The sequence below is a fragment of the Leucobacter ruminantium genome (assembly GCF_017565705.1).
GTDB lineage: Bacteria > Actinomycetota > Actinomycetes > Actinomycetales > Microbacteriaceae > Leucobacter > Leucobacter ruminantium.
This window is the reverse complement of the sequence record NZ_JAGDYL010000008.1, coordinates 64367-86587: the sequence shown is the minus strand read 5'-3', so window position 1 is coordinate 86587 and position 22221 is coordinate 64367. Positions and strand designations below refer to the sequence as shown.

Genomic DNA, 22221 nt, shown 5'->3' with positions numbered 1-22221 from the left:
TCGAATGTCAAAGGTCTACCGCTTGCACGAACCCCCTTCGAGCATGTAAGCATGCCGAAACACGAACAGCTCGTGCGCGTGGGCGGGCACCGCATCAGACTCTCGAATCTGGAGAAGGTGCTCTACCCCGCGACGGGCACCACCAAGGGCGACGTGATCGGCTACTACCGGGCGATCGCGGAGACCATGCTGCCCCACTGCGCGGACCGGCCGGCGACCCGCAAGCGGTGGCCCGACGGTGTCGGCGAAGACGGTACCGGCTTCTCCTTCTTCCAGAAGGACCTGGGCGAGGATGCTCCGGAGTGGGTGGCGACGGGCAGTATCGAGCACCGCGACCACGTGAACGACTACCCGCTCGTGAACGACCCCGCGACGCTCGTGTGGCTCGGACAGCTCGCGGCGCTCGAGCTCCACGTGCCCCAGTGGCGCTTCGGCCCCGACGGCGTCGCGATGAACCCCGACCGGCTCGTGTTCGACCTCGACCCCGGTGAGGGCGTGCCGCTCGCCGACTGCGCGCGCGTCGCGTTCCTCGTACGCGACATCCTGCGCGACATGGGCCTCACCTCGGTGCCCGTGACGAGCGGCAGCAAGGGGATCCACCTCTACGCGGCGCTCGACGGCGAGCAGACCTCGGACCAGGTCTCCGCCGTCGCTCGCGAGCTGGCGCGCTCGCTCGAGGCCGATCACCCGGACGAGATCACGAGCTCGATGAAGCGGGCGCTGCGCCCCGGCAAGGTGTTCATCGACTGGAGCCAGAACAACGGGTCGAAGACGACGGTCGCACCCTACTCGCTGCGCGGGCGGACGGAGCCCCTCGTCGCCGCGCCGCGCACCTGGCGCGAGCTCGCGTCGCCGCATCTGCGCCATCTCGACTTCCGCGAGGTGCTGAGCCGGGTGAAGCGGCGCGGCGACCCGCTCGAGGCGCTGCTCGACGCGGCGCCCGCGCGCGACCGCCTGCAGCTCTACCGCTCCAAGCGCGACGCGGCGCGCACCCCCGAGCCGGTGCCCGAGCCGGGCGACGGCGACGACCCCGACGCGGCGGGAGACCTGCGCTTCGTCATCCAGCGCCACGAGGCGCGCCGCCTCCACTACGACTTCAGGCTCGAGCACGACGGGGTGCTCGTGAGCTGGGCGCTGCCGAAGGGGGTGCCCACGGATCCCTCGACCAATCATCTCGCCGTGCCGACCGAGGACCACCCGCTCTCGTACCGCCATTTCGCGGGGCGCATCCCGAAGGGCGAGTACGGGGCCGGCACGGTCGAGATCTGGGACGCGGGCACCTACGAGTTGGAGGAATGGTCGCGCGACAAGGTCGTCGCGGCCCTCACCGGGCGCCCCGGCGGCGGGCTCGGCGGTACCCGTCGCTACGCGCTGTTCCGCGCCGGCGAGCTGGGCGGCAAGCCCAGCTGGCTCATCCACCTCATGCCGGACGAGGGATCGGGAGGGATGGGTTCCAGGGGAGCGGGTTCCAGGGGCGCGAGTTCGGGCCGCCGGAGTTCCGCGCGCGCCGGCTCACGCCGCGCGAGTTCCGCAGCCGATCTCTCCCCCATGCTCGCCGAGACCGGGACGCCGGCGCGGCTCGTCCGCCTCGACCCGGAGCATTGGGCGTTCGAGATGAAGTGGGACGGCATCCGTGCCATCGCATCGATCGCGAGTTCGGGGGTCGAGCTGCGCAGCCGCTCGGGCGCCGATCTCACCACCGCCTACCCCGAGCTCGCCTCGCTGCACGAGGCGGTCAACGCCGAAGAGGCGGTGCTCGACGGCGAGATCGTGGCCCTCGGCGACGGCGGCGCCCCGAGCTTCAGCCGCCTGCAGACCCGTTTCGGCTTGACCGACCCCCGCGAGATCGCTCGCGCGCGGCGCGGCGCCCCGGCCGCCCTCTTCGTCTTCGACGTGCTGCGCGTCGACGGTCGCGACTGCCGCGGCCTCACCTATCTGCAGCGCCGCGAGCTGCTCGAGCGCCTGATCGAGGAGGGGTCGGCCGCGCCCGTCTCTCGCCCCGAGGCCTTCGACAGCGACCCGGAGGAGGCGCTCGAGACGAGCCGACGGCTGGGCCTCGAGGGAATCGTCGCGAAGCGGCGCGAGAGCCTCTATCACTCGGGCGCACGCTCGGGCGACTGGCTGAAGTTCCCGCTCGTGATCGCTTCGGAGGCCGTCGTGGTCGGCTGGCGCGACGGCCTGTCGGATGCCTCCGATATCGCCTCGCTGCTGCTCGCCGTCCCCGACGGCGTCGGACGGTGGAGGTACGCCGGCCGCGTGGGGACGGGGTTCTCGAACCGCGAGCGACGCGAGATCAGGAAGCGGTTCGCACCGTTGGAATGCTCGGATCCGACGGTCGACGACGTCCCCGCCGAGATCCGGCGTGACGCTCACTGGGTCGTGCCCGACCGAGTGTGCGAGGTGACGGCGAAGGGCCGCACCGAGTCGGGTGTTTTCCGGCAACCGGTGTGGCGCGGCTGGCGACCCGACAAGAGCCCCGATGAGCTCGGGCCGTGACCGCGCACACGCACGCGATCCCTGTCAAGGGCCTTACCGCGCCGCCCGGCGGCGTCTAGCGTGAGGTGCAGCGCTCCGAGCGCACGGGCCGTGAACGCGCGGAGCAGCCGATCGCTCGCTTCTCCGACGGCAGGGTTCCATGACGACACGCACGCACGCCTCATTCGAGCGACTCATCGGAGTCGAGGAGGAACTGCTGCTCGTCGACCCCGAGACGGGTGTACCCGTTCCACGGTCGGGCGCGGTGCTCGCGACGGCGCACGCCGAATCCGGGCGTGCAATCCAGGGATCCGCCCCGGCCACACACCTCGAGGCCGAGCTGAAGCGCGAGCAGATCGAGGTGGTCTCGGCTCCGTGCGCCACCCTGAGCGGGCTCGCGATCGAGGTGGCGGCGGGGCGACGCCTCGCAGACGTCGCCGCCCGAGCCGCAGGGGCGCGCGCCGTCGCGCTCGGCACGAGCCCGGCGCCCGTCGACTCGCACCTCATGCAGTCGTCGCGCTTCCGGTCCCTCGCGAAGCAGTACCCGCTGACCACCCGCGAGCAGCTCACCTGCGGGCTGCACGTGCACGTCACCGTCAGCGACGACGAGGAGGGCGTCGCCGTGATCGACCGGGTGCGGCCGTGGCTGCCTGTGCTGCTCGCGCTGAGCGCGAACTCTCCGCTGTGGCAGGGCGTCGACACGGGATTCGCGAGCTACCGGCACCAGGTCTGGGGTCGCTGGCCCTCTGCCGGCTCGACCGAGGTGTTCGGCTCGGCCGCCGCCTACCACGGGATCGTGGAGCGCATGGTCGAGACGGGGGCGCTGCTCGACCGCGGCATGGTCTATTTCGACGCCAGGCTGAGCGACCGCTACCCGACCGTGGAGATCCGCGTATCCGACGTGTGCATGTCGGCGAGACGCGCAGTGGGGCTCGCGGGAATCGTGCGCGGACTCGTCGAGACGGAGGCGGCGGCGTGGAGACGCGGAGAGCCGCTCGAAGCCGTGCCGACGACGCTCGTGCGACTCGCGATGTGGACGGCCAGCCGCTTCGGCCTGGAGGCCGAACTGATCCACCCGGTCGAGCAGCAGCCCCGGCCCGCGGCGGAGGCCGTCGAGGCGCTCCTCGATCACGTCTCCCCCGCGCTCGAGGAGACCGGCGACCTCGCGGAGGTGCGAGGAATCGTCGCAGAGATCCTGCGCGAGGGCACGGGGGCCGAGCGGCAGCGATCCCTCATCGCCCAGGGCGCGAGCTACGCGGAGCTCGTCGCCGACGCCGTGGCGGTGACGCACCGGCCGGTGGCTCGCGAGATGCGACCCGGGCAGCGCAGGGTCTATATTCGGCACATGCGCACGAAAGAGATCGACGGTATCGTCTACACGCTCACCCGCCGAGACGCGCCGGGGCCCGACCTCGATGCATGGTACTGGCTCGGCGCCGACGGATCGGTGGCGGAGCTCGACGAGGCCGAGCACCGGGCGCTCCGCGTGAGCGAGGTGATCCTCGACGAGTGAGGCTACAGCCGCTCGCGGTGCAGCTGCTTCAGGTCATCGACGGCCCGCTCGAGCGAGGGATCATCGCCTCGCGCGAGGGCCGCGTACTGCAGCGCGACGCCGTCCTCCGTCGGCACGGCCTTCACCCACATGCGTCGGCGCGCGACGAACAGCGACCAGAGCAGGCCGCCGAGCGCGAGCAGCGCGAACACGAGGATCCACTGCTGCGCCGGATTGCGCATCACATCGAATGACGCGTAGCGGGGCACCGCTTCGAGGGTGATGGTGCCGAGCCCGTTCGGCAGATCCACCGTCTGGCCCGGGGTGAGCTCCAACGATTCCTTGTCGATCGCGCGGCCGGTGAGCTGCTCCATCGCACCGGTGTCGAGGGCGTAGACGGACTGCGGCACTCCGTTGTCGATGCCGAGGTCGCCCACGAAGACGTCGAGGGTGAGCACGGGGTTCTCGAGGTCGGGGTAGTTCGAGGTGAAGGCACCCGTGTCGAGATCCGACTTGGTCGGGTAGAAGAAGCCGCGCAGCCCGAGCTGCGTCTGCTCGCCGCTCTCGTCCATGATCCCGTAGGGCACCTTGACCACGCCGAGCGACGTCATGTTCGTGTCCTGCGGGATGAACGGCATCGCCTCGCTGTAGACGACCGTTCCCTCGGCGTTGCGCACCGTGATCTTCGGCGCGTAGCCGTTGGCGATCAGGTAGATCGGAGAGCCGTGCACCCGCAACGGGTGGTTCACCCGGATCGTATGCTCCGACTCGCTGCCGTCGGGATCGATGAGCGTCATCGACGCCGTGTAGTCCTTCACCTGACCGATGGCCGAAACGTTGCCGTCCTCGGGCGTCATGTAGGTGACGTCGAGCCCGTCGAGCCGCAGGCTGAAGGGTTCGAGGCTCTCGGTGTCGAAGGAGCGGCCCGAGTTCACGGTGTCGTAGTCGATGAGCTGGTTGACCATCGTCTCACCCTCGACGAGCACTTTCTGCCCGTTGAACGTGAACACTCCGCCGATGCCCACGCTGATGAGCACGCCGAGCAGCGAGAGGTGGAAGAGCAGGTTGCCGGTCTCGCGCAGATAGCCGCGCTCGGCCGAGACCGAGACCTCCTCGACGCCCCTGCGGGTGACGCGCTGCACCTGCACGCGGTAGCGGAGCTTGCGCAGCACCTCCGCAGCGACCTCCACCGCACGCTCGGCGAACTCGGCGCGCTCGGCGTCGGTCGCCTCGGGGTTCGAGACCCGCACCTCACTGAAACCGGCCATGCGCTGCAACCGGGCCGGAGTCTTCGGCGGCTGCCCGCGCCACGCCCTCCAGTGGTGCACGATGCGCGGCAGCACGCAACCGATGAGAGAGATGAACAGCAGCAGGTAGATGGCCGAGAACCAGACCGAGCCGTAGACATCGAAGGCCTGGATGGGGAAGGCGTCGAGGATGGGGAACAGCTCGGGGTGGTCCTGCTCGTACTGGATCACGCCGTTGGGGTCGGCGCTGCGCTGCGGCAGCAGGGATCCGGGGATCGCGGCGACCGCGAGCAGCAGCAGCAGGATCAGGGCGACCCGCATGCTCGTCAGTTGACGCCAGAACCAGCGCAGCCAGCCCTTCAGCCCGAGCTCGGGCGCCTCGACGCGCGCCGCGGCGCCCGATCCGTCGTCGTAATCAGAGGGGCGTGACATATCCGCCGATCACCGCCTGCAGTGCGTACATCATCCGGCTCCAGAGTCCGGTCACCATGAGGAGACCGATGAGGATCAGCAGCACGCCGCCGATCAGGTTCACGGCGCGTATATGCCGTTTGAAGAATGTCATGGTCCGCGTCATCCACCCGAAACCGAATGCGGCGACCACGAAGGGCAGACCGAGGCCGAGGCAGTAGCAGAGGGCGAGGACCACCGAGCGCCCGACCGATCCCTGCTGCAGGCTCAGACCCATGATGACGGTGAGCGTCGGGCCCATGCACGGGGTCCATCCGATGGCGAACACCGCGCCGAGCAGCGGAGCGCCCACGAGACCGAACCTCGGCTTCAGGCGCAGCTTCCGCGTCGTCTGCATGCGGCTGAAAAGGCCGATGAACACGAGCCCCATCAGGATCACGAAGACACCCATGACGCGGGTGATGACGCTCTCCCACTCGAGCAGCCACACGCCGACGGTTCCGGCCGCCGCGAGGAACGCGACGAGGACCGCGGTGAAGCCCGCGACGAACAGCAGCGCACCGAGCACGACGCGGCTTCGAGCCGCGCGATCGCCGGGGGCCGAGGTAGCGGTGGAGCCGACATAGGCGAGGTAGCCGGGCACGAGCGGCAATACGCACGGCGACAGGAACGAGAGGAGCCCGGCGGCGATCGAGATCAGCGACGCGACGAGCAGCTGCCCGTCGCCCACGAGGTCCTGCAGCTCCACCGGGCTACTGCTCGCCCGATCCGGTGCCGGATCCCTCGCCCGACTCGGCCAGCGTCTCGCCGATCAGGGTGCTCAGCTGCGAGGCGCCGGCGAGCTGCCCCAGCACGCGATGCGCCACACGCCCCTCGGTGTCGAGCACGAGGGTCGTGGGCACGGCGTTCAGCGGCACCTGCCCGGCGAAGGCGCGCTGCACGGCACGGCCGCCTGGCGAGTCCATGATGGACGGGTACGCGATGCCGAACTCCTCGGAGAACTGCTGCGCCTGGGCGACCTGGTCGCGGGTGTTGACGCCGACGAACTCGACGCCCTGCGGCGAGAACTCGTCATAGGCCTCGACGAGGTCGGCTGCCTCTGCGCGGCACGGGGCGCAGCCCGCGTACCAGAAGTTGACGACCGTGACGCTGCCCAGCGTGTCGTCGGAGCCGTAGGTCTCCCCCGTCTCGGTCTCGCCGGAGAACACGACGGGCTCGGTGCGTTCGGAGGGCGGGATGCTCAGCGAGGAGCCATCGCCCGAGACGTAGCCCTTATCGCCGCCCTCCTCCCACTGCTGGGAGAGGTCGTCTCCGCCGCTGCAGGCCGTCGCGCCGAGCAGCAGGCCGGCCGCGGCGACGCAGGCGGCCACGCGCAGCGACGCGCGCCCGCGGATCCCTCGCGGAGGGATCCCTCGCCGATCGAGATCGCCGCTGCTCATACGGCGCCCACGTCCGTCGCCTCGGCGAGCAGAGCTGCAGCGGGCGTGCGGTAGTCGACCTCGAACCAACGCTCGCCGCGCTTCTCGAAGCTCGTGATGCTCGACAGCTCGCAGCGGCGCGAAGCGGGATTGTGGAAGAGCGGTTTGCCCGCGATGTCGAGATGCGCCATCCAGATCGGCGACTGGTGCGAGACCATCACGATGTCGCCCTCGCGGGTGCTGTTCCACGCCGCATCCATGGCCTCGCGCACGCGGGCCGCGATGCTGCGGTAGGGCTCGCCCCAACTCGGGCGCAGGGGGTTCCAGTAGCGGTGCCAGTAGCGCGGCTTCTTGAACGCCGAATCCGGGCCGCTGCCCTTGAGCCCCTCGAAGGAGTTGGTGGGCTCGATGATGCGCTCATCCGTGACGATCTCGAGACTGAACGCGCTCGCGATCGGGCGCGCCGACTGCTGCGCGCGCTCGAGCGGAGACGCGATGAGCCTGGCGACCGCACGGTCGCTGCCGGCCAGTTCGAGGGCGGCAGCCTCGGCCATGCGGTGCCCCAGCTCGGACAGGCGATAGCCGGGCAGGCGGCCGTACAGTACGCCCTCCGGGTTGTGCACTTCGCCATGGCGCACCAGATGCAGCAGTTTGTCGCTCACGTCTCCATTCTACGTTCGGGGTGTCTGGGAGGTTGCGGCGGGGGTCCGCGTGCGAACGAGGTGGGAACGCGGGGCGCTCCGCGCCCGGCTCACCGATCAGGCATCGCGGCCGCGCCCGACCGGTAGACTGTCTCGGGTGACTGAGCGTGTATTGATCAAGGACCTGGCCGCCCGCGAGGACGGCCCCGTACGAGTTTCCGGCTGGGTCGAGAAGGTGCGCGACCAGCGCTACGTGCAGTTCGTCGTGCTGCGCGACGAGAGCGGCGCGGTGCAGCTCGTGAACGGAGGCGTGCTGCGCGAGCCCGACCCCGAGAACCCGCGCTCCGACATCCTCGTGCCCCGCACCACCACCATCTCCGAACTCACCCAGGGCACCTTCGTGACCGTGAGCGGCGAACTGCAGCACAACGAACGCGTGAAGCTCGGCGGCGTCGAGATCCAGATCGACGAGATCGAGGTCGTCACCCGCGCGCTCCCCGACAACCCGATCGCGGCCGACAGCGGCATCGATGTGCGCCTCGACTGGCGCTTCCTCGACCTGCGCCGCCCCGAGCAGAACCTGATCTTCCGCATCCAGACGACGTTCCTGCACGCGCTCCGCAATGTGTGGGTCGACCGCGGGTTCATCGAGATCCAGACCCCGAAGCTCATGGCGTCGGCGTCCGAATCGCGCGCCGAGCTGTTCGAGGTCGAGTACTTCGAAGGTCAGGCGTTCCTCGCGCAGAGCCCGCAGTTCTTCAAGCAGATGGCGCAGGCGGCCGGTTTCGGCGGCATCTTCGAGGTGGGCCCCGCGTTCCGCGCCGATCCCTCGTTCACCTCGCGTCACGCGACCGAGTTCACCTCGGTCGATACCGAGCTGAGCTGGATCGACTCGCACGAAGACGTCATGGAACTGCACGAGGAGCTCATCGTCGCCGGCCTCTCCGCGGTGAAGGAGAAGCACGGCGAGGAGATCCAGAAGCTCTTCGGCATCGAGGTCGAGGTACCGGCCCGCCCGTTCCCGCGCATCCCGCTCGCCGAGGCGAAGGAGATCGTGAAGGCCGAGGGCTACGAAGTGCCGCGCGCCGACGCCGACATGGACCCCGAGGGCGAGCGCCGCATCGCCGCGCACGTCAAGCAGAAGTACGGCTCCGACTTCGTCTTCCTCACCGACTACGACGCTTCGATCCGCCCGTTCTACCACATGCGCCACGCAGACGACGCGCAGCTCACCAAGAGCTACGACCTCATCTACCGCGGCACCGAGATCTCGACGGGCGCGCAGCGCGAGCACCGCATCGAGGTGCTCGAGGCGCAGGCGGTCGAGAAGGGCATGGATCCCGCCGAACTGTCGTTCTACCTCGACTTCTTCCGCTACGGCGTGCCCCCTCACGGCGGCTTCGGCATGGGCCTCGCCCGGGTGCTGATGCTCATGCTGCAGCAGTCCTCGATCCGCGAGGTCACCTACCTCTTCCGCGGCCCGAACCGCCTGCTGCCGTAGGCCGGATCCGAAAGGGATCGGGCCGCACGCGGCCCCTGTTCCCGCTTCACTGCTGCAACGCGCACTTCGGCGTGCCGAGGCCCAACAGGTACCAGGTGCCGGAGACGGTCATCCAGCTGGACTTCCAGTCGTTTCCGGCGTTCGGAAGGCTGTATCTCAGGCCCATGCTCTTGCTCCCGCCGACGAGCCCGCCCAGCAGTCCCACTCTGACGACGGTCGTGTAAGCCCCGGGATCACCGCTCACGGCCGTCGTCGTGACGTTGCCGAGCAGCGCGTCGGTCAGCGGGATGAGCAGACCGCTCGAATCCGATCGGCCGTACTCGAGGGCGAGTCCCGCGACCTCCGGCGGTTGGCGCCAATGGATCGTGAGCGTCGAGTTCAGTCCGAGCAGGCCCGTCGCCTCGCAGCTCGTGTAGACGGGAGCGGGGACCTGGTACGTGCCGAACGCCGCATTGCCCGACTCCGAGTCGGCCCAGGTGGCTTCGGTCCAGGCCGGCCGATCCGTCAGCACCGGCGCGGAGATCACCACGAGCACCGTCAGGGCGCCGACCGCCCAGCCGATACGCCAGGAGGGCCGGCGCGGCACTCGCGATCCGTGGCGTCCGCTGCCATTCATGTTCATGAGACGCTCCGCACTCTCCGGCGCGCCATCGCCCTCGCCGCTCCCGCGGCGCTCAGCCCGACCGCCAGCGCGCCCGCGCCGAGCAGCGCAGCCGGCCCGATGCCCGCGCCGCCCGTCGTCGGCAGGCCGTGCACCTCGCCCGGTCCGGACGTCACCTCTTCGCCGAACCCCGTCGCGCGCAGAGTGAGCTCGACGACGCCCGAGGCCGGTTCGGGGATCTCGGCGGTGATGAGGAACCAGCGCTCGGCGCCTCCCTTCCACGCCAGGAGGGATTCGAAGCCGGTGTCGGGGTCCGCCGGCGCGGACGCGCGGAGGAGTTGCTCATCACCGGCGCAGCGCGCGTCGACCCAGCGCTGCGTGCAGGCGCGCACGTCGACGTTCAAACCGAGTTCGTGCGAGCCCGCGGCGTTGAGCGCGACATCCACCGAGGCCTCCTTCGCCCCCGCCGCGCGAATGCCCACCCCCACCTGCCAGTGCACGGGGATGCCCACTCGCATCGCGCGCATTTCAGCGGGATCCCCGATCGACGTCAGAGTCAGGTGCTCGCCGCGGACGATCTGTTCCTCGACTCCGGCCCCTTGCGCCTCGGCGCGGGGAGCAGGCGCGACGGCGAGCGCGAAGCCGACGGCCACCGCCGCAGCTCCGCTGCCGATCCGCGCCCCTGCTCCGTGCCGCCCCCTGACCGGAGCGGGTTCGTCACGCGCTGCGGCCCCTGCGGCGTCCTCGCCCGAGGCTCCCTGCGGCCACCGGCGCGGGTTCCGCGGCCAGAATGCCCACGTGACGAGCACCGAGGCTCCGATCGTGAGCGTACCGAGCACCCAGGGGTTCGAGAACCACACGACCGTGTACGCGAGCCCCGGCACGGAAGCGAGGACCCGGCGTACCTCGGTAACCGTGTACGGCGAGGGATCGGGCGCCTCGTTCGCATCCCCCTTCATCGTGATCGTGCGGGTCTCGCCCTCGCCGCTGACCGAGGTCACGCGGTGCGTCACGGGGAGGTCACCGGGACGGTCGACGGTGACCACGTCGCCGATCTCGATCTCGGAGGCGGGGATCTCGCGCACCGCCGCGAGCGAGCCGGCGGGGATGGTGGGCGACATCGAACCGGTCTTGAACATGATGAGCGACACGTGGAAGACCGTCGAGAGGACCACGAGGACGATGCAGACGAGACCGCCGAGAGCGGCGAGATTGAGCAGGGCGCCGCCGATCATCCCGGGAACCGAACGCCTTCGGGCCGGCATGCTCACCCCCTCACTCATGTCTCACGCGTCTCCGTCGCGGCCGTCGCTCGGAGAACCCTCACGAAGTCGACGTCGCAGTGAGCGTCCACGTCGCCGCAGCGGTGAGGCCCTGTGCGGCGTTCTCCGTGCCTGCGGGAAGCGTCACAGCGAAGCAGTAGGCGACCGGCGAGGCCCCCGCGGCGGCAAGATTCTGTGCGCTCGCCGCCCCGGCGGTCAGCGGGCTGCCGTTTGCCACGACGGCTGTTCCGGCTGCGTACGACGTGGCGTCGCAGTTGCTGGTCGCTGGGATGGTGCGCACCCCGTACCTGAGATACGTGCCGAGTCCGCTCCCGGTGACAGTCGCTCCGCCCAGCGTCACCGTTCCTGTGACGTTCGTGGTGGGGGTCGTCTTCACGATAAAGCGCGAGTAGACCGTCGTTCCCGGCGACAGCGCGTTCGGCGTCAACGTGAAGGCGAGCGCGGCGGGCGAACCGGACGGGTGGTCCGAGAACGCGGGCGCGGTGCCGGGCCCCGCAGCGCCCACGATTCCGAACGTGCTGGCCGTGAAGGTGCCCTGCGCGACCTCGGTGTCGGTCCAGGCCGCGAGCGTGAGCGTCGCACCGACCCCGAGCACGAGTGCACCGGCGAGCAGCGCGCGCACGCGCGAGAACCAGTCTGGTGAAACCCGCCGGGCCCCGTGGGCGCCGGCGGATTCGCCGCGGCGGGACACCTCCGGCCCCTTACAGCGCGTCAGCGGATGTGGCCGCGAAGTTCCAGAGGATCGTGCCGTCCTGTCCCTGCGGGAGCGTACTGTCGGCGCTCACCCGGAAGCACAGGTAGACCGGTGTGCCGAGCGCGGTGAGCTCGAAGCTCGTGCCGTTCTCGTTCGTGCCCGCCCCGTAGGCGGTCGCGTCGCACGTCGCCGACGTCGTGTAGCGGTAGCTCGCCGTCGTGCCGGTGATCTTCGCGCTGTCGTCCTGCGTCACGGTGACGTCGGCCTGGTTGGTCGAGCCCGGCGCCAGTCGCACGGCGTAACCCGCATAGACCGTGTCGTTCGGCGCGAGCCGATCGGCGCCGACCTGGAAGTTCAGGGTCGCGGCGGACGCCTGGTCGGGATGTTCGGCGAACGTCGAACCGTCCGCCGCTCCCTGGATGCCGAACTGGCCGCTTCCGAAGACGCCCTTCGCCCACTCCTGATCCGTCCACGCGGCGAGCGTGATCGCCGCGCCCACGCCGAGCACGAGCCCTCCGGCGAGGATAGCCCTGGCCTTCGTCCATCCGCGCTGCTTCGCCGCAGGCGCGACGCCGTCTGTCTGAATCATGATTTCCCCCATAGAAAAGCGCAGCATCCCCTTTTAGCTGCGTGCTGCCAGGCTAGGCGAAGCCATCGCTAAACGGAAGTCGACCGCCCGTGTCGCACTGCCGCGACCCTCGGACACGGGCGCAGAGAGTTGCGAATGATCCCTCCCGTCCTGGTTTCAGCGAGGAACAGCCGCTCCGCCCGGGTCCCGGAGACGCCGCACCACCACCAAGGTGTCCTTGAGCACGGTGGGAACGCCATCGGGCCCCACCGCCTCGCGCGCACGCACCTCCGCGAGCTCGATCGCCCAGAGTTCGGGGGCGAGATCGAGGGCGGCGAGCTCCGACTCCGGGGAGGGGAAGTCGCCCGGATGATCGGGCGCCCATCCCGGTGCTGCGGCGTGGGAGATCACGACGAGGCGTCCGCCGAGCGCGACACGTTCGGCGGCGGCCCGCAGGATGCGCTTCCGCGGCAGCTCCACGGGCGACTGCAAGAAGCTCGCGGTGACGAGGTCGTAGGGGCCGGCGGAACCGTCGACCGTTTCGGGTGCAGATGCCCACTCCCCCAGGTCGGTCGCGATGAAACGTGCAGCGATCCCTCGCGAATCGGCTGCCGCTCGCGCTCGGCCGGTCGCCGTCGGTGAGAGGTCGATGCCCGTCGCGTCCCACCCGCGCTCGGCGAGCCACAGCACGTCGCCTCCTTCGCCGCAGCCGAGGTCGAGAGACCGGCCGGGCGTCCAGTCGCTGACGATCTCCGCGAGGGATCGGTTCACCTTCCCCGACCACACCGCCTCGGCGCCGGCGTAGCGCTGCTCCCAGAACTCGGCCGGGGCCTGCTGCGAGACGCGGGCGTCGCCGTGCCCGGCCGTGCGCGGGTCCCCGTGCTCATGCACCGGTCGGCCCTCCGGCGGCGAGCGCGAAGTCCTCCTCGACGAGCACCGCGTTGACCGCCGCGCCGGCCATCGCGCCCGCGCCCATCGCCACCGGGACCGTGGCGGCCGGCGCGACGACGTTACCTGCGGCCCAGACGCGCGGGTGGCTCGTGCGCCCAGTCGGGTCGACGGCGATGAAGGATCCCATCGGCGTCTCCGCGCGGTCGAGGGCGAGCTCCGCGAGGAAGCCGTCGTGCGGCACGAGCGCGCTCGCGGTGAAGATCGCATCGACTGCGAACTCGTCGGAGGCGGTGCGCACGGCGGCGATCCCGGCTCCGTCGCCCGCGACGACCTCCGTGACCGGATCAGGCACGAGCCGCACCCCGCGCGCCGCGAATTCGCGGCGGGCCTCGTCGCTCAGCTCGCCGAGACCCGCGGTGAACACGGTCAGGTCTTCGGTCCACTGCCGCAGCAGTCGGGCCTGGTGCATGCCGAGCGGCGAGGTCGTGATGACCGCGAGCCGCCGCCCGCGCACCTCCCAGCCGTGGCAGTAGGGGCAGTGCAGCACACCGGTTCCCCAGTGCCGCGCGAGGCCCCGGATCGGCGGCAGCTCGTCGGCGATGCCCGTCGCGACCACCAGCGAGCGGGCCTCGAGGGTGTCACCGCCGTCGAGCTCGACGAGCACGCGCGCGGGCGATCCGGACCCCTCGTCCGCAGGGCGGTCGCGCACGGCGAGCACCGATCCCTCGCGGAATGCGACGCCGTACCGCTCTGCCTCCGCTCGCCCGCGGGCGAGGAGCTCCGCGGGAGGCGTGCCGTCGAGGCCGAGCACGTTGTGCATGTGCGAGGCGAAGCGATTGCGCGGGCTGCCCGCGTCGATGACGAGCGTGCCGCGCAGCGAGCGGCCGAGGGCCTGCGCGGCGCTGAGCCCCGCTGCGCCGGCCCCGATCACGATGGTGTCCCAGGTGCGATGAATCATGGGACCAGCATGCGCCTCGGCATGCGATACTTGCAAGCAAGTTTGCCAAATCAGCAAGGAGTCACGTCATGGAGGAACTGCGAAGTCTCGGCCCGCGTCTGCGCTCGGCCCGCCAGGAGCGCGGATGGACGCTCGACGAGCTCGCCGAGCGCGCGGGCATGTCGGCGAGCACCCTCTCGCGGCTGGAGTCGGGCAAGCGGCAGGCGAGCCTCGAGCTGCTGCTTCCGCTCACGCGGCAGCTCGGGATCCGCGTCGACGACCTGCTCGAGCCGCGCGAACGCGACCCCCGCGTGCACCGCAGCGCGATCCGCCGCGAGGGGATGACGATCGCCCCGCTCACCCGCGAGGAGTCGGAGGTGCGCGCCTTCAAGATCACCTACCACACTGACGCCCCTGAGCGGCCGCTGCAGGTGCACGACGGGCACGAGTGGCTCTACGTGCTGTCGGGACGGCTGCGCCTGCACCTCGGCGAACAGGAGCTCGTGCTCGGACGCGGTGAGGCGGCCGAGTTCGACACCACAGTGCCGCACCGCATGCGCGCCGAGGGCGGGCGCCCGGCCGAGGTGATCAGCATCTTCAACACCGTCGGCGAGCGCCTGCACCTGCACAGCGCGGGGTGACGTGGGCGGCGGTGGCTTTCTCGGCCTGAAGCACCGAACGCGACGGTTTCAGCGCGACCGACGCTTTTCGGGCCTCTGAAACAGTCGATTTCGCTGAAGCCGTCGGGTTCGCGCGGGGGTCCGGACTCGCTGCATGCAGCAACCCGCTTCCCGCCAAGGGGTGCCTTCGCCCCCTCCCGGAGGAGGTCGCCCGGACCGTGCGTGACATCCCTTCGGGGCGAAGGCGTCTCTCACACGCGCCGCAGCGTCCCGGCGGCCTATTGCTGGCCGCTAGCCAGCTCAGGGGTCTGGACGCAGCGCTGAGCTCGGAACCCCCGCACCGAGGTCAGAGGCTGTTTACCGGCACTCCGCACGTTGAAAATCCACAACGTCCGCGGCCTCCTGGGCGGGCTCGTCGCTTCCTCCGCGGGCGAGACGCGGGCGTTTGCACGAGATGCCCCCCGGATTCCCGGGATAACGCTCGCGTCTCGTGAAAACGGGCGCGTCTCGCGGCGAGGGGTGCGGCGGGCGGGCGACTTTCTTCGCGGGAGAGACGGGGCCGTTTGCACGAGATGCCCCGCGCACGTGGAGACCTCGAAACCCTCGGACCCGGCGCGAAATCGGCTGATTCCCGCTCAGAGCTCACCCCTCGAACGATCCGGGCCAATAGGCCCGGCACGGAATTTGCCGAACGCTGGCGCGTTCAGCCCTGAAGATTCCTGGCCTGGTAAGGCCAGCGCGATCCTTGGGCGAACGCTTCGCGTTCACCCTTCAAAGGATCGCGCCCACTCCCGCACGCGGGCGGCGCTCTCCTCCTCCGACAGGTCCTCGACGCGCGTCATCACCGACCAGCGCACGCCGAAGGGGTCGCGGATGCTCGCAAAGCGGTCGCCCGACACGAAGTCGCTCGGCGCCTCGCGCACCGTGGCGCCGGCGGCGACCGCGCGCTCCACGACGGTGTCGACATCGGGCACGTAGATGCCCATGGAGTAGCAGTCGTCCTCGCCCTCGGGGCCGGCGACGAGGTGGTAGTCGGGCATCGGTTCGCCGAGCTGCAGGTGCCCGGTGCCGAAATCGAGGTCGGCGTGCGCCACGACGCCGCCCATCTCGGTGACGTCGATGACGCGCGCGCCGAAGACGTCTCGGTAGAACTCGATCGCCTCCGCTGCGCGGGGAATCGCGAGGAAGGGGGTGAGGCTGGTGGCGCCGTGCGGCATGCCGTTCGTGGTGTGCGCGCCGTTCGCGGCGCGTGTCTCGTGTGCGTTCATGCCCTCAGCGTAGGATCGGGCTCGGGGCGGGGCTTGCAGATTCGCGCCAGATCCCCGGAGGCGAAGGCAGTCGGGTCGAAGGAGCACGATGGACGAGGATCGGCGCGGCATTCTCTACCCCCGGCGCCTGCCGGAGTTCCATCGACTCGCACCTGACCCCGAGGTGGAGCACGCGGTGCGATGGTTCTGGATCCCCGAGTGGGATCTCGCGCCGGGCCAGGAGTCGCGCCAGGAGCTGCTGCCGTTCCCGGCGTGCAACCTCGTCGTCGAGCCGCAGGGCGTCACGGCGGTCGGACCCACCACCCGCCGCTCCGATCGGGTGCTGACTGGCCGGGGCTGGGCGGTGGGCGCGCTGCTGCGGCCCGCAGCGGTGCCCGCGCTGGTGCCGAGCCCGGCCGCGATCCGCGATTCGGCACGGCCCGTCGCCGACGACGCGCTGCTCGCGCGTGTGAGAGACGCGATGCAGGATCCGAACGCATCGGGAGGCCGGCGCCGCGAGCGCGCGGTCGCGCTGCTCTCGCGATGGGTCGCCGAGCGCGTCCCGCGCCCCGACGCATCGGGGTCGAGCGACGGGGAGCTCGCGAACCGCCTGGCCGACGCGCTGGCGGATCCCTCGGTCATCCGCGTCGACCAGCTTCCCGACCGCGTGCACGCATCGACGCGCACGCTGCAGCGGACCGCCGATCGCTTCTTCGGGCTGTCGCTGCACTCGATGATCCGCAGGCGCCGTCTGCAGGAGGGCGCGCAGCGGCTGCGCGAGGGCGACGCGCCCACCATCGCCGCGCTCGCCGGTGAGCTCGGCTACTCCGACCACGCCCACTTCACGACCGACTTCAAGGCGGTGCTCGGCGTCACCCCGAGCGAGTACCGGCGTCGCGCCGCGGGTTGAGCGACACCGCCTCAGACGCTGGGCTCGCCGAGCGACAGCATGAGGCGGTTGGCCCAGTTGAAGAAGGCTCCGGCCTGGATCGCGTCGACCACCGCGAGCTCGTCGAATCCGGCGTCTCGGAGGGCCGCGACCTCGGCGCCGCCGAAGCGGGGCGGCGTCGCGGTCAGTGCGACGGTGGCGTCGATGAGCGCGTCCCAGCGCGGCGAGATGCGCGCGGCGACACCCTCGTCGAGCAGCCGCTGCACCTCGTCCCGATCGGCGCCGTTCTCCGTCGCGAAGCGCGAGTGCACGGAGGCACAGAACACGCAACCGTTGTATCGGGAGGCCGCCGCCGCCGCGATCTCGCGGTCGGCGCGGGGCAGGCCGGCATCGGCGTTGGTGAAGATGTCGAGGTCGGTGAGCGTGCGCTCGAGCAGCGCCTCCGGGTCGCGGGCGAGCAGCCGGAAGTAGGGCATGTGCACCCGGTCGCGCTCGACGAGCGCCCGGTAGTGCCGCTCGGTGAAGTCGGCTGCGGGCAGCGGCTCGAGCCAGGGCTTCCAGCCGAGGGCGTCCTGTGTGAAGCGCGGCGGCTCCGTCACCCGGGGCGCTGGCGGCAGATGCTCGGCGGTTCCGACAGGGATCCGCCCGGGGCCGTCACCCAGTCGCTGCGCCGCGGCGGCCGCGACCTCGGCGGCGAGCGCCTCGAGACGCTGCCGGTCGCTCCCGGGAGCGGCGGCCGCGGCGGCGCCCTCCTCGGTCGGCGCGCCGCGCAGTTCGGGCGAACCGGATCCCTCGCCCGCTCCGACAGCATCGCCGCCCGCGCCGAGGCTCGCCCGCAGCGCACCGAAGCCCTGCGCGACGCGAAGTTGGAACGCGAGGAACGAGATCAGCTGGGAGAGCGTGACGACGCCCGTCGTGCTCCAGCCCGCCTCGAGCAGCGCTTCGAGGTGGTCGCGCTGCGCGTCGCGCGGGTGCAGCACGAGCAGGTGGGCGTGTTCGAGCGCGGCCGCCAGCCGGTCGCCGAGCAGGTAGGCGGTCTCCAGGGCGTCGACCTCGTAGACGGGGCCGGCGGTGCTCTCCGGCGCATTCTCGGCGCGGAAGGCGCCGTAGGGGCCTCTGCCCGAGGCGCGTCCGGCCTCGGAGACGATGAGCGCCTCGAGGCGTCCGATGCCCGACGCCGTGCTCGGGTTCTCCTCGGTGGCGCGCAGCAGGGCGCCGTAGAACGCGACGGCGGAGGAGTCTCCGTGCAGTCGGGCGACGAAGAGCGCGACCGCGGCGCGCTCGGCGAGCGACACCTGCGAGGCATCGGCGGGCAGGAAGAGCGCTGCGAAGCTGCCCTGGGCGTGCGCGCGGGCGTCGGGCCTGCGGCGGCGCGCGGCGTCGAGCGCGTCGCCGGGGGCGATGCCCGCGAGCGCGTCGAGCACGTCTGGAGCGAGGGGCGCGATGTCGGGAGTATCGGGGTCGGTGGTGGTCATGTCGGGTGTCCTCCTCTGCGCGGTGCGCGGTGCGTGCGCCGTGATCGGGCGCGGTCGGGGGTGGGTGAGGGATCAGGGCGGGCGAGGGATCGGGGGGCGGCGTCGCTCAGATCACCCAGTGCCCTGATGCGAGCGAGCGCCCGGGGATCGCGTCAATGAGCCGCCGCGTGTAGGGGTGCTGCGCGTCGGCGAAGACGCGCTCGGTCTCCCCGTGCTCCACCTGCCGCCCGCGCTGCAGCACCGAGACCGTGTCGGAGATCTGCCTCACGACGGCGAGGTCGTGCGATATGAACACGTAGGTGAGCCCCAGCTCGTCCTGCAGCTCGGCGAGCAGTCGCAGGATCTGGGCCTGCACCGTCACGTCGAGCGCGGAGACGGCCTCGTCGAGCACCACGAGTTCGGGGTCGATGATGAGCGCCCGCGCGATCGCGACGCGCTGCCGCTGCCCGCCCGAGAGCTCGCGGGGACGCCGGTGGGCGAAGTCGGTCGGCAGCGCGACGAGTTCGAGCGCGCGGGCCACGCGGTCGGCGTGCTCGCTCCGCGCGCCGATGCCGAAGTTGCGCAGGGGTTCGAGGAGGGTCTGCCCGACGCTCAGCCGGGGATCGAGCGAGCCGTAGGGGTTCTGGTAGACGAGCTGCGTCTTGCGGCGGAACTCGCGCAGCGCCCGGCCGCGCAGTCCCGTGATCTCGGAGCCGTCGACCCGGATGGAGCCGGCGCTCGGCTTCGCGAAGCCCGCGATGGCGCGTCCGGTCGTGGTCTTGCCCGAGCCCGATTCGCCCACGATGGCGTGGGTGGTGCCGCGCGCGACTGTGAACGACACGTCGTCCACGGCGACGAAGGCGTCGGCTCCGCGGCCGAAGCGCTGCCGCAGGCCGCGCACCTCGAGCAGCGGGGCGGACGCCCCCGCTGCGCCGGCCGCATCGGGCTCGTCGGTCGCATCGGGCTTGTCGGTCGCCCCGCCCGCGTCGGCCGACCCGGCGCGCTCGGGATCGGAGGGCCGCGCCCGCTCGCGAACGAGCACGTGCCCGAACGAGGGGGCGTCGTCCATGAGCTGCCGCGTGTAGTCGGAGGCGGGGTGGGCGAGCACGCGCGCGCTCGGCCCCTCCTCCTGCACCTCTCCGCCGCGCATCACGACGACGGTGTCCGCCCGGTCGGCCGCGACAGCGAGGTCGTGGGTGATGAACAGCACCCCGGTTCCCGTCTCCTCGCGCAGCCGGTCGATGAGGTCGAGCACGGTGCGCTGCACGGTGACGTCGAGCGCCGATGTCGGTTCATCGGCGATGATCAGCTCCGGGTTGTTGGCGATCGCCGCCGCGATCAGCACGCGCTGCCGCATGCCGCCGGAGAACTCGTGCGGGTACTGCCTGGCGCGACGGATCGGGTCGTCGATCCCCACCTGCTCGAGCAGCGCGTGCACCCGATCGCGCACCTCTCCCCGGCTCGGCCTGCCGTGGATGCGCAGCGACTCGCTGATCGAGCGTCCGACGCTCTTGACGGGGTCGAGGGAGTTGCCGGGATCCTGGGGGATCAGCCCGATGCAGCGGCCCCGCAGGTCCTGCCAGCGCCGCTCGGGCAAGCCGACGAGCTCGGTGGTGCCGAGCCGACGCTCGGAGAGCACGATGCTGCCGCCGGCGATGCGCCCGTTCGAGGCGAGCAACCCCATGACGGACTGCGCCACGGTCGTCTTGCCGGAGCCGGACTCGCCGACGACGGCGGTGACCCTGCCCGGCTCGACGTCGAAGCCCACGCCGCGCACGGCGTCGACGGTACCTCGCTCGGTGCGGTACTGCACCACGAGGTCGCGGATGCTCAGGAGCGGCGCGGAGGCGGGCGAAGCGCCCGAGACCTGCGCGCCCCCGGCCGGAGCGGCCCCGGCCTGCGGTGCCGTGGCGGGGCGGACCGCAGCGGTGGCGGCGTTCGCGATCGATGCGTTCATCAGGATCCTCCTGTGGCGCTGCGCGCGCCGATGGCCCGGCTCAGGCGGTTGGTTGCGAGCACGATGGCGACGACCACCAGGCCCGGCAGCGTCGTGATCCACCAGGCGGTGGCCACGTAGTTGCGCCCCTCGGCGATGAGCAGCCCCCACTCCGGCGTGGGCGGCGGCGCGCCGTAGCCGAGGAAGCCGAGGGTCGAGATCTGCAGGATCGCGGAGCCCAGCTGGAGCGCCGCGAGCGCGATGACGGGCGTGAGGGAGTTCGGCAGGATATGCCTGCGCAGCACGCCGAAGAAGGTGCCACCCGAGCCGTAGGCCGCCTCGACGTACTCGCTCGCCCGAACCCCCACGACCTGCGAGCGGGAGAGCCGCGCGAACACCGCGACCGAGGTCACGCCGACGGCGATGGCAGCGTTGGCGGTGCCGAAGCCCAGGAGGATGACGACGCTCAGCGAGAGCAGCAGCGTGGGGATCGCGAGGAGCACGTCGACGACGCGCATCAGCGCCTCGTCGACGAGACCGCCGACCGCGCCGGCGACCACGCCGATGAGCAGTCCGAACACGAGCCCGACGCCCACGGCGAGCAGCGCCGCGGTGATCGACTGGGAGGCGCCGTAGACGACTCGCGCGAACAGGTCGCGGCCGGTCGAGTCGGTGCCGAACCAGTGCTCGATGCTCGGGGCCTGGAGCGCGGCGCCGACCGATTCGGTCGGGCTCGCCGAGGTGAAGAGGCCGGGAGCGACGGCCCAGGCGAGGGCGATCGCCAGCACGGCGAGCGGCACGATCGTGCCGAGGCCGAGCGCAGTCGAGCCGAGCGCGCGCAGACGCGGGCGGCGCACACCGCTCGGACGAGGCGATGCGCCGATTCCCGATGCGAGTTCGATCGCGCTCATGCGGCGGCCTCCTGTGAGATGGGGGCGGTCGGGGCGACGGACGCGTCGCGCCGTGAGCCGCCGGTGCGCTGGCGCAGCCTCGGATCGAGCAGCGGGTACAGCAGATCGACCACCAGGTTGATGGTCACGAAGACGACCGTCGCGATCACCACGACGGCGAGCAGCACCGGGGTGTCGCGGTTCGCGACGGCCTGCGCCGTGAGGTGCCCGATGCCGGTGCGCCCGAACACCGATTCGGTGACGATCGCGCCGCCGACGAGCTCGCCGAAGAGCAGACCGGCCATCGTGAGCACGGGCAGGAGCGCGTTGGGGGCGACCCCGCGCCACAGCAGCCAGCTCGTGCTCGCGCCACGGGCCTGCGTGACCGCGACGAACGGCTGCTCGCGCACCTCGTCGATGCTGCGCAGGAACACCTGCGCGATCGGTGCCGCGATCGGCACCATCAGGGTCAGCGCCGGCAGCACGAGCGACTGCGCCTCGCTCGCCCCGATCACGGGGATCAGGCCGAGCTTGAACGAGAACACCTGGATGAGCACGATGCCCACCCAGAACACCGGCAGCGAGACGAACAGCGGCGGCAGGTTGCGGAAGACGCGACGCAGCCAGGCACCGCGCCCGTAGCTCGCGGTGAAGGCGATCACAACGGCCAGGAAGACCGCGCCGACGAGCGCGATCGACGCGAGCGCGAGGCTCGACGGCAGCGCCTCGGCGAGGAGGTCGGATACCTTCGCCCCGCTCTGCGCGGAGTAGCCGAGGTCGCCGCGCAGGAAGGCCCCGATCGACTCGAGGTAGCGCACGAGCGGCGGGCGATCCGCGCCATAGGTGGCGCGGATCTCGGCGAGCTGCGCCTCGCTGAGGCCCAGCTCGGGGCTGCCGTAGCGCGCCATGACGGCGTCGCCCGGCAGCGCCGCGAGCAGGATGTAGGCTCCGGTGTAGGCCAGGACCAGCACGAGCAGTGCCTGGCCCACACGGCGGAGCAGCGCGATGGGAGTCATCGGATGCGGT

20 protein-coding genes are annotated in these 22221 nt (G+C 71.2%); 5 read left to right on the top strand and 15 right to left on the bottom strand.

The window, feature by feature from the left end; genetic code table 11:
* Positions 1-51 precede the first annotated feature (51 nt).
* Positions 52-2496 (top strand): ATP-dependent DNA ligase, encoded by a 2445-nt coding sequence (locus tag J4H91_RS06785; protein ID WP_208045499.1) that lies wholly within the window; start codon positions 52-54, stop codon positions 2494-2496.
* 139 nt (positions 2497-2635) lie between these two features.
* On the top strand, positions 2636-3988 hold the full coding sequence (locus tag J4H91_RS06780; protein WP_208045498.1) for a glutamate--cysteine ligase: 1353 nt from the start codon (positions 2636-2638) through the stop codon (positions 3986-3988).
* 2 nt (positions 3989-3990) lie between these two features.
* Here J4H91_RS06780 and resB read toward each other — a convergent pair whose 3' ends face one another.
* Genes resB through J4H91_RS06760 form a run of 4 tightly spaced genes read right to left on the bottom strand, consistent with a single transcriptional unit; the run spans position 3991 to position 7705 of the window.
* On the bottom strand, positions 3991-5646 hold the full coding sequence (gene resB, locus J4H91_RS06775; RefSeq protein WP_208045497.1) for a cytochrome c biogenesis protein ResB: 1656 nt from the start codon (positions 5644-5646) through the stop codon (positions 3991-3993).
* Positions 5630-6373, bottom strand: a complete 744-nt coding sequence (locus tag J4H91_RS06770) for a cytochrome c biogenesis protein CcdA (protein WP_208045496.1) — start codon at positions 6371-6373, stop codon at positions 5630-5632. Before J4H91_RS06770 ends, resB begins: the two co-directional genes overlap by 17 nt.
* Positions 6374-6377: 4 nt before the next feature.
* Entirely contained in the window at positions 6378-7064 is a 687-nt protein-coding gene (locus J4H91_RS06765) for a TlpA disulfide reductase family protein (RefSeq protein ID WP_208045495.1), read from the bottom strand.
* Positions 7061-7705 carry a histidine phosphatase family protein gene (locus J4H91_RS06760; RefSeq protein ID WP_208045494.1) on the bottom strand — a complete coding sequence of 215 codons (645 nt, stop codon included), beginning with the start codon at positions 7703-7705 and terminating at the stop codon, positions 7061-7063. The genes J4H91_RS06765 and J4H91_RS06760 overlap by 4 nt, the downstream gene beginning before the upstream one ends.
* Before the next feature lie 136 nt (positions 7706-7841).
* Between J4H91_RS06760 and aspS the strand changes: the two genes are divergently transcribed.
* A complete protein-coding gene (gene aspS, locus J4H91_RS06755; RefSeq protein ID WP_341783466.1) occupies positions 7842-9185 on the top strand; it encodes an aspartate--tRNA(Asn) ligase in 1344 nt (447 codons plus the stop codon).
* Positions 9186-9231: 46 nt separating this feature from the next.
* On the opposite strand, the gene J4H91_RS06750 is transcribed toward aspS, so the two are convergent.
* From J4H91_RS06750 to J4H91_RS06725, 6 genes are all read right to left on the bottom strand, one after another.
* Positions 9232-9807, bottom strand: a complete 576-nt coding sequence (locus tag J4H91_RS06750) for a hypothetical protein (RefSeq protein WP_208045493.1) — start codon at positions 9805-9807, stop codon at positions 9232-9234.
* Positions 9804-11021, bottom strand: a complete 1218-nt coding sequence (locus J4H91_RS06745; protein WP_243752725.1) for a signal peptidase I — start codon at positions 11019-11021, stop codon at positions 9804-9806. Before J4H91_RS06745 ends, J4H91_RS06750 begins: the two co-directional genes overlap by 4 nt.
* A gap of 88 nt (positions 11022-11109) precedes the next feature.
* Positions 11110-11691 (bottom strand): SipW-dependent-type signal peptide-containing protein, encoded by a 582-nt coding sequence (locus tag J4H91_RS06740; protein WP_341783465.1) that lies wholly within the window; start codon positions 11689-11691, stop codon positions 11110-11112.
* A gap of 79 nt (positions 11692-11770) precedes the next feature.
* Positions 11771-12352, bottom strand: a complete 582-nt coding sequence (locus J4H91_RS06735) for a SipW-dependent-type signal peptide-containing protein (protein WP_243752724.1) — start codon at positions 12350-12352, stop codon at positions 11771-11773.
* Positions 12353-12508: 156 nt separating this feature from the next.
* Positions 12509-13222: a methyltransferase domain-containing protein gene (locus J4H91_RS06730; RefSeq protein WP_208045491.1), complete on the bottom strand. Its 714-nt coding sequence runs from the start codon at positions 13220-13222 to the stop codon at positions 12509-12511.
* The gene (locus J4H91_RS06725) at positions 13215-14180 is read right to left on the bottom strand and encodes an NAD(P)/FAD-dependent oxidoreductase (protein WP_208045490.1); all 966 of its coding nucleotides are present in this window, start codon (positions 14178-14180) and stop codon (positions 13215-13217) included. The genes J4H91_RS06730 and J4H91_RS06725 overlap by 8 nt, the downstream gene beginning before the upstream one ends.
* Positions 14181-14248: 68 nt before the next feature.
* On the opposite strand from J4H91_RS06725, the gene J4H91_RS06720 reads away from it, so the two are divergent.
* A complete protein-coding gene (locus J4H91_RS06720; protein WP_208045489.1) occupies positions 14249-14800 on the top strand; it encodes a helix-turn-helix domain-containing protein in 552 nt (183 codons plus the stop codon).
* Between the two features lie 743 nt (positions 14801-15543).
* On the opposite strand, the gene J4H91_RS06715 is transcribed toward J4H91_RS06720, so the two are convergent.
* Positions 15544-16047: a VOC family protein gene (locus J4H91_RS06715; RefSeq protein ID WP_208045488.1), complete on the bottom strand. Its 504-nt coding sequence runs from the start codon at positions 16045-16047 to the stop codon at positions 15544-15546.
* Positions 16048-16135: 88 nt separating this feature from the next.
* On the opposite strand from J4H91_RS06715, the gene J4H91_RS06710 reads away from it, so the two are divergent.
* The gene (locus J4H91_RS06710) at positions 16136-16936 is read left to right on the top strand and encodes an AraC family transcriptional regulator (protein WP_208045487.1); all 801 of its coding nucleotides are present in this window, start codon (positions 16136-16138) and stop codon (positions 16934-16936) included.
* A gap of 11 nt (positions 16937-16947) precedes the next feature.
* Here the strand turns inward: J4H91_RS06710 and J4H91_RS06705 are convergent, their stop codons facing one another.
* The 4 genes from J4H91_RS06705 to J4H91_RS06690 all read right to left on the bottom strand — a co-directional run bounded on the left by J4H91_RS06705 (position 16948) and on the right by J4H91_RS06690 (position 22211).
* Complete coding sequence (locus J4H91_RS06705; protein ID WP_208045486.1) at positions 16948-18390, bottom strand: alkylhydroperoxidase domain protein; 1443 nt, start codon at positions 18388-18390, stop codon at positions 16948-16950.
* Positions 18391-18496: 106 nt separating this feature from the next.
* The gene (locus J4H91_RS06700; RefSeq protein ID WP_208045485.1) at positions 18497-20326 is read right to left on the bottom strand and encodes a dipeptide ABC transporter ATP-binding protein; all 1830 of its coding nucleotides are present in this window, start codon (positions 20324-20326) and stop codon (positions 18497-18499) included.
* On the bottom strand, positions 20326-21216 hold the full coding sequence (locus tag J4H91_RS06695) for an ABC transporter permease (RefSeq protein WP_208045484.1): 891 nt from the start codon (positions 21214-21216) through the stop codon (positions 20326-20328). The genes J4H91_RS06700 and J4H91_RS06695 overlap by 1 nt, the downstream gene beginning before the upstream one ends.
* Positions 21213-22211 (bottom strand): ABC transporter permease, encoded by a 999-nt coding sequence (locus J4H91_RS06690; RefSeq protein WP_208045483.1) that lies wholly within the window; start codon positions 22209-22211, stop codon positions 21213-21215. The genes J4H91_RS06695 and J4H91_RS06690 overlap by 4 nt, the downstream gene beginning before the upstream one ends.
* Positions 22212-22221 lie beyond the last annotated feature (10 nt).

Bases quoted from the DNA above. Each gene is read 5' to 3' on its own strand.
- J4H91_RS06785 (WP_208045499.1), top strand. From the start codon at position 52: ATGCCGAAACACGAACAGCTCGTGCGCGTGGGCGGGCACCGCATCAGA.
- J4H91_RS06780 (WP_208045498.1), top strand. From the start codon at position 2,636: ATGACGACACGCACGCACGCCTCATTCGAGCGACTCATCGGAGTCGAG.
- resB (WP_208045497.1), bottom strand. From the start codon at position 5,646: ATGTCACGCCCCTCTGATTACGACGACGGATCGGGCGCCGCGGCGCGC.
- J4H91_RS06765 (WP_208045495.1), bottom strand. From the start codon at position 7,064: ATGAGCAGCGGCGATCTCGATCGGCGAGGGATCCCTCCGCGAGGGATC.
- J4H91_RS06750 (WP_208045493.1), bottom strand. From the start codon at position 9,807: ATGAACATGAATGGCAGCGGACGCCACGGATCGCGAGTGCCGCGCCGG.
- J4H91_RS06745 (WP_243752725.1), bottom strand. From the start codon at position 11,021: ATGATCGGCGGCGCCCTGCTCAATCTCGCCGCTCTCGGCGGTCTCGTC.
- J4H91_RS06735 (WP_243752724.1), bottom strand. From the start codon at position 12,352: ATGATTCAGACAGACGGCGTCGCGCCTGCGGCGAAGCAGCGCGGATGG.
- J4H91_RS06725 (WP_208045490.1), bottom strand. From the start codon at position 14,180: ATGATTCATCGCACCTGGGACACCATCGTGATCGGGGCCGGCGCAGCG.
- J4H91_RS06720 (WP_208045489.1), top strand. From the start codon at position 14,249: ATGGAGGAACTGCGAAGTCTCGGCCCGCGTCTGCGCTCGGCCCGCCAG.
- J4H91_RS06715 (WP_208045488.1), bottom strand. From the start codon at position 16,047: ATGAACGCACACGAGACACGCGCCGCGAACGGCGCGCACACCACGAAC.
- J4H91_RS06710 (WP_208045487.1), top strand. From the start codon at position 16,136: ATGGACGAGGATCGGCGCGGCATTCTCTACCCCCGGCGCCTGCCGGAG.
- J4H91_RS06705 (WP_208045486.1), bottom strand. From the start codon at position 18,390: ATGACCACCACCGACCCCGATACTCCCGACATCGCGCCCCTCGCTCCA.
- J4H91_RS06700 (WP_208045485.1), bottom strand. From the start codon at position 20,326: ATGAACGCATCGATCGCGAACGCCGCCACCGCTGCGGTCCGCCCCGCC.
- J4H91_RS06695 (WP_208045484.1), bottom strand. From the start codon at position 21,216: ATGAGCGCGATCGAACTCGCATCGGGAATCGGCGCATCGCCTCGTCCG.
- J4H91_RS06690 (WP_208045483.1), bottom strand. From the start codon at position 22,211: ATGACTCCCATCGCGCTGCTCCGCCGTGTGGGCCAGGCACTGCTCGTG.